The sequence below is a fragment of the Acidiphilium sp. PM genome (assembly GCF_000219295.1).
Classification (GTDB): Bacteria; Pseudomonadota; Alphaproteobacteria; order Acetobacterales; family Acetobacteraceae; genus Acidiphilium; species Acidiphilium multivorum.
This window is the reverse complement of sequence record NZ_AFPR01000625.1, coordinates 1-5,360: the sequence shown is the minus strand read 5'-3', so window position 1 is coordinate 5,360 and position 5,360 is coordinate 1. Positions and strand designations below refer to the sequence as shown.

7 protein-coding genes and 1 pseudogene are annotated in these 5,360 nt (G+C 56.8%); 3 read left to right on the top strand and 5 right to left on the bottom strand.

Annotated elements, in window-relative coordinates:
- Window positions 1–86: 86 nt before the first annotated feature.
- The 3 genes from APM_RS19710 to APM_RS21955 all read left to right on the top strand — a co-directional run bounded on the left by APM_RS19710 (window position 87) and on the right by APM_RS21955 (window position 2,223).
- Complete coding sequence (locus APM_RS19710) at window positions 87–416, top strand: hypothetical protein (RefSeq protein ID WP_007425144.1); 330 nt, start codon at window positions 87–89, stop codon at window positions 414–416.
- A gap of 232 nt (window positions 417–648) precedes the next feature.
- Window positions 649–1,047 (top strand): hypothetical protein, encoded by a 399-nt coding sequence (locus tag APM_RS19705; RefSeq protein WP_241763239.1) that lies wholly within the window; start codon window positions 649–651, stop codon window positions 1,045–1,047.
- 450 nt (window positions 1,048–1,497) lie between these two features.
- Window positions 1,498–2,223 carry a hypothetical protein gene (locus tag APM_RS21955; RefSeq protein ID WP_138919298.1) on the top strand — a complete coding sequence of 242 codons (726 nt, stop codon included), beginning with the start codon at window positions 1,498–1,500 and terminating at the stop codon, window positions 2,221–2,223.
- A 13-nt stretch (window positions 2,224–2,236) separates the two neighbouring features.
- Here APM_RS21955 and APM_RS21950 read toward each other — a convergent pair whose 3' ends face one another.
- The 5 genes and pseudogenes from APM_RS21950 to APM_RS19685 all read right to left on the bottom strand — a co-directional run.
- Window positions 2,237–2,599: a hypothetical protein gene (locus APM_RS21950; protein ID WP_138919297.1), complete on the bottom strand. Its 363-nt coding sequence runs from the start codon at window positions 2,597–2,599 to the stop codon at window positions 2,237–2,239.
- A gap of 82 nt (window positions 2,600–2,681) precedes the next feature.
- The gene (locus APM_RS19700; RefSeq protein WP_039889424.1) at window positions 2,682–3,125 is read right to left on the bottom strand and encodes a DUF29 domain-containing protein; all 444 of its coding nucleotides are present in this window, start codon (window positions 3,123–3,125) and stop codon (window positions 2,682–2,684) included.
- On the bottom strand, window positions 3,122–3,703 hold the full coding sequence (locus APM_RS21165; RefSeq protein ID WP_083818739.1) for a helix-turn-helix domain-containing protein: 582 nt from the start codon (window positions 3,701–3,703) through the stop codon (window positions 3,122–3,124). Before APM_RS21165 ends, APM_RS19700 begins: the two co-directional genes overlap by 4 nt.
- 673 nt (window positions 3,704–4,376) lie before the next feature.
- Complete coding sequence (locus tag APM_RS19690) at window positions 4,377–4,940, bottom strand: hypothetical protein (protein ID WP_007425142.1); 564 nt, start codon at window positions 4,938–4,940, stop codon at window positions 4,377–4,379.
- A gap of 1 nt (window position 4,941) precedes the next feature.
- A pseudogene (locus tag APM_RS19685) lies at window positions 4,942–5,360 on the bottom strand (molybdopterin-guanine dinucleotide biosynthesis protein MobA); the annotation flags it as partial.

Here is a 5,360-nt window from a genome sequence, read left to right as displayed (position 1 = left end):
AGTCCTGGGGGCATTTCCCCCGCCCTGCGGGCGTCCCCCACCAATGGGCTTGCGCGCCCCTTGGAACCCCGTTTAGTTTTTACGCCATGGCAAAGCGGACGGACGACGAAATCCTTGCTGATCTCACCGCGAAGCAGCGTGAGATCGAGACGCGGATCAATGCGGTGAAGGCGCGCTCGAAAGAACGCGCCCGCAAGGAGGAGACCCGGCGCAAGGTGCTGGTTGGCGCGGTCATCCTTGCGGAAGCGGAGCGGTCTGAGGCCGCGAAGCAGCGGCTCCAAGCCCTGCTCGACAAGCATCTTGTCCGCCCTATCGATCGCGAGGTGTTCGGGCTACCGCCCCGGCCAGACCAGCCTGGCCAGGCGGCTGTATCCGGCGACTCAACGACCCGCCTGGAGGGTGGGGACAGGCCGTAATTGGTCGGGGCGCCTTGCTGGCATCAGCCATGACTAATCACGCTCGGCCATGATTAGTCATGGGTTATCAGGGTGATATGTGCCATGACTAGTCATGGCCAAGAATAGCAGGGACGGGAATCGAGAGCGTGCTGCCCGGCGTCGGGCGGCTCTAGCTGAGCGCGGTATCAGGCAAGTCCTGCTTATGGCTCCGGAGCAGGCGCACCCGTTGCTAAAACAGGCTGCGACCCTGATGACCCGCGACGATGACCCCCTAGAACCACGGGCGGCGCTGCGTCGGGCTGGCGGGGCGAATGAGCCTGAGCCCGGTGAGGCATCGCCCGGACTGGCTGCGGAACTGGAAGCTGCCAAAGCCAGGATCGCGGAAATCGAGCGTCAGGCAGAGGCGCGGCTGGCGATTGTGATTGAGGCGGCGGAGCGCCGGAGGCTGGCGCTGGAGCAGGAGAAAGCTCAGGCGAGCGCAGAGGAGGCCCAGAAGGCTGTCAAAGCCGTCCAAGATGCCGAGGGGCGGGCTGAGGCGGCACTACAACGTGCGGAGAAGGCGGAGACCGCTATCCACCAGCAGGCCAAGGCGATGTCGGGCCTCAAAGGCCGTCTGATCCGGCTTCTGGCTGGCGACGTGCTCAAATAGGGGTCGGACGTGCTCAAATAGGGGTCGTTTGCGGGAAGGGGCGGAATCCTACGCTTGGAGGCAAAGCCCTGCGTTTCAATGGCCTGATCGACTATGTGTCCCAAACGAGGGTTTGCGATACAACCTAAAAATAGCCGCTAAAAGCCGATTTCCTTGTTCCATAACCCGTATCACAATCAAGGTGCCGCATAGGCTCGCATTCACTGCTGAAATTCGGGCGTTACCGTAGGATTCCACCCCCTCCCGCAAACGACCCCAAATAGCATGAGGCCGCTGCACCGGAATTCTGCAACGGAAAGCCCCGTTTGCGGCCTATGGGGCGGGCATGGCGCGAAAATCATAAAATACGCACAAAAATCACACAGCTCTTTATGCGTCTTTTTGTGATTGTGAAAGCAAAAATTATTTGCTAAAACACAAATTGAAAACTCAAAATATTGTAGGTTTTTGATGAATGGTGCTGAATTCAGAAGCCGACGCGAGCGCCTCCTTTTGACCCAATCTGCTGTAGCTGAACGGCTGAAAGTCAGCTCGGCAACGGTCAGGAATTGGGAGGCGGAAACAACGGCGATACCAGCGTCCGTCGAGATGTTGTGGGATGTTTGGGAGCACCGCTTTCAACAAGAGACCCCCGATTACGGCCCAGTGACGTTGATTTTCGCTGATGGGCCGATGTTTATAGACCCGCAAGACCCTCGTCGCCGGTTGCCGACCATGCACCAGGAACCATTCCTGACGAACGCCGGCGCCTTGGCGCGGGTCTGTGCGCTCTGGGATCTGCCAGACTTCCACAGCCCTCTGATACTCAAGTCAACAGGGGGCATCCTGTGGAATGCTGTCGAGTTGGCGCGTGTCGCTAATGGATCTGATACAGTCGCGCCGACCGTGCCAGTCATACTTGCCAAGATTGCCGAATATATCAGGAAATATTCAGATCGTTACGCCGTAACCGGAAAAATTATGCACGATCAAAATGAAATAGATGAACGGAAGCGTAATATCGAGATTCAAGTTAAAAAAATAGAATTAATGATATTAAACGACACAAAAACAGAAAAAAAGCCAATAGAATTCGAAAAAATATTGAATGAATTACATAATTTAGGTGTATTCCCGCCAGGAAATTTGATTAGCTGCATATCTCAGGCGTATAAATCAAGAAAAAATATAAAATAATATCAATTATCTTTTATCTACTATTAAAATAAACATTGTGATTAAAGAAATAAAATGCAGCCGAAAGTATTGATTTTTGTGGATTTTTTTCGCAGTAATTATTAATTGAATATTTTAAAATTGTCAATTCATTATCTTTTATATTCATATAAGCTTGCTTTAATGCTTCGCCGCCAACTATAAAACCAGAAACCCATTCAGTATCTATGATTATTTGTTGGGGATTTTTGTCCCAAGAATTATCCCAGCTTGCACAACCTAAAGTACCTGCGCCGAATGTTGTTATTTTTATTCTGGTTTCTTTTGAAAAAGAGCTGGTTGTAGTCAATATATATATAGTTAAAAAGATAAGTATATTTCTGAGTATCTTCGACATATCTATGGTCCGAAAAATCTATTACGGCATCATTATAAATTTGGAGTGTGCCACAGGAGGCCGCGTGATGGCTGGGCCACGATCACCCCTCACCGGGCCAAAAGTCGGCGTCAATAACCTGCTCAAAGGACCAAGGGCAGGCGGAGGGAAATGTGATCAGATCGAGGTTTGTCTCACGAGCCGCCGCTAGAATTGCTCCTCCGTAGGCACTTTCCATGGCCTCCGGCAGTTTTGCCTTGAGGCTAGGGTTGTCCGCCAGGTGATCCACAACCTCCCGGCGCTGTTCAGCAATGGTCAGCCGCCAACTGGTCGAACGACCGCCCGGCTGAAATTGCCATTTCAGCAGATGCATGAGCAAAACTTTCAGGCGGCTGACCAGTTCACGCTTCTCCGTTTTGCCCATGGTTTCGATCTCCTCGGCGACGTGTTGGATATCCGCCTCGGACAGACGGCCAGCCCGCAAAAGTGCCGCCTGTTCATTCGCCCAGGCGTAAAAATCACGGTCGTAAAGGGTCGAATTGCTCATTTGGCATTCTCCACACGGAAGGCGTGAGGCTGCCGGGTGGGTAGATCCGGCTCTAGTCCATCTAAACTAGGCTGGGATGGAGGGGGTTCACCATCCCCTATCGGCATCTGTCTTTCGCCGGGAAATAATGTGGGAATACGGCGTAGATCGGCATGATCAAGCGAGGTCGTATCTTGGTCTTCCAAGTCGGCCACGACTGTTGCCGAGAATGCCGAAAGGCGCAGCTGATCGCGGGGCTGTCCCCAAGCCACTCTGTCGTTGACTACGTAAGCCGCCTCCTTGCCGCTGCCGATCCGAATAATCTGAATCCACCGTTCTTCAACAAGATCGGCAACAGCGCGGCGGACGGTGCGCTCGTGAGTGCCCATGATCTTTGCCAGCGTTTTTTGGCCGATTACTACAGCATTCTGGTGGCCCATCTGGGCCACCAGATGATGCAGTAGCATGGCTGCACGAGGCTTTCTGGCTATCAAATTTGCCCAAGCCTCATGTGCCTTGCGCTCGGTTTGTACCCATTGACCAGGTTTAAGCTTAACGGGGGTTCCGATGATGTCCGGGGGTGCGGTCAAACCAGTCATGTTTATGTACTTTGCTGTCCAAAATCGTGACTCCAAATCTGTCCGATTAAAAGACTGTCTTGTCAAGTCTTTGGACAACCCCCGGACACAGCTTGTGTCCGGGGGTGCGGACACAAGCTGTGTCCGCACCCCCCCAAATAACTAATTGATTTAATTGGGAAAATTTTTCTGCCCTTCTCTATGATCTTAGGGAGGGGGCGCCACCCCATTTTTGTCGTCCCGGTAGTCCACAGGGAACGAGGGCCGCGAGCCGCCCGAAGGGAGGCGAAGCGAGCGGCCCGAACTTCCCTGTGGACCCACCGGGGCGACGGGCACTACGCATGCGCGAGCGCGCGAGGCTGCGAAGTCGGGAAGGGGGTGCGGGGGAAACCAAATGCGGCAAATCGCAATGCGATTTGACCATGAATGGCGGCCCTGACGGGCCGCGCTGAGGGAAGGTGAGGGGCTAGCGCGGGCGCGATGCGCCATATGGGTCTCCCGCTCTGCGCTCGACCCGCGCCACGAGGTGAGCGGCAGCGACGCGGGAAGCAAAAGCGGCATTGGGAACGAAGCGGCGAGGATGGCCGTAAAATCCCGCCAGACGGGCGCACGCAGGTTTTTGGGTTCTCTTGATGCGTCCAAGCCGCAAAGGCCGTTCTATGGCTTCCTGACGGGCCGGAATGGGCATTCCGGATCAATAGCCGCGTGGGATGACCAGCCTGATATTCCCCTTGGTGGTTACCCAACCGCCGTGCTGGTCACTGCTTGCCTCGAAGCAGAGATGACCGCCGCAGGTCTTCCACTCCACCCGCGCGCCCTTGGCCTTGAGTGCCTTGAGGTTGGCCCGTTCGGTCTGGATCTCGGCCCGCAGGGCGATGACCCTGGTATGGAGGCGGTGGAATTCGTGCCGTTCCCACCAGATCGAGGTGATACTGCCGCTCACCACTAGCAGGACGGCTAGCGCCAGGACGGCGACTGAGCGCAGATTGAGCCAGCGTGTCGCGGTGCGGACCTCGGCAACCTGCTCGACGGCGCTGGACGCGGCCTGAGCGGTGTCCGAGGCGGCTTTCTTGATCTCCTTCACGGCCTCGCTGGCGCCGTCCAGAGCGGTCTTGATGCTGCTCACGGCCCTGCTGGCGGCCTGATCGACGGAGCGGGTGAGGGCGTCCGGATTGGCGGCCTTCACGGCCTCGGTGCATTTGGCGACCTCGGCGGCGAGGGCATCCAGAGCGTCTACGATGGGGTTGCCTGTCGCCATGCTACATCTCGATCCCCCGGCCGCGTTCCCGGCCCCGGTCCGGTGTGCGTTGCTGGTTCTCGTGCTCGCGGGTTTTGAGGATTTTCTCGGCGGCTCGCATGTCCAGCATCTGGGTGGCGCGTTGCATGTCCGGGCTGGTGGTTGCGGCGATCAGGGCGGAGGGCAGGGGCAAAGCCTGTCTGAGCACGCTGGCGAGGCCGGGGAGGCGTTCGCGCATGGTCTGCATGAGGTTTGCGCCGGCCTGGCGGACCTGTTCCCAGGAGCGGCTCATGGTGCGGAGCATGCCGCGATCCTGTCGGACCTGCATGGCGTCCCGGAGGGCGTAAGCCCGCGTGCCGCGCCCCTGGCGGGCCATCTGCATGGCGACGGGGCCGATCTTGGGTTCCGGGGCGCGGTCCAGTTCCATGGCCCTGGCGGCGG

Excerpts from the sequence above, each read along its gene's own strand:
- APM_RS19710 (WP_007425144.1), top strand. The coding sequence starts at position 87 with ATGGCAAAGCGGACGGACGACGAAATCCTTGCTGATCTCACCGCGAAG.
- APM_RS19705 (WP_241763239.1), top strand. The coding sequence starts at position 649 with ATGACCCGCGACGATGACCCCCTAGAACCACGGGCGGCGCTGCGTCGG.
- APM_RS21955 (WP_138919298.1), top strand. The coding sequence starts at position 1,498 with ATGAATGGTGCTGAATTCAGAAGCCGACGCGAGCGCCTCCTTTTGACC.
- APM_RS21950 (WP_138919297.1), bottom strand. The coding sequence starts at position 2,599 with ATGTCGAAGATACTCAGAAATATACTTATCTTTTTAACTATATATATA.
- APM_RS19700 (WP_039889424.1), bottom strand. The coding sequence starts at position 3,125 with ATGAGCAATTCGACCCTTTACGACCGTGATTTTTACGCCTGGGCGAAT.
- APM_RS21165 (WP_083818739.1), bottom strand. The coding sequence starts at position 3,703 with ATGACTGGTTTGACCGCACCCCCGGACATCATCGGAACCCCCGTTAAG.
- APM_RS19690 (WP_007425142.1), bottom strand. The coding sequence starts at position 4,940 with ATGGCGACAGGCAACCCCATCGTAGACGCTCTGGATGCCCTCGCCGCC.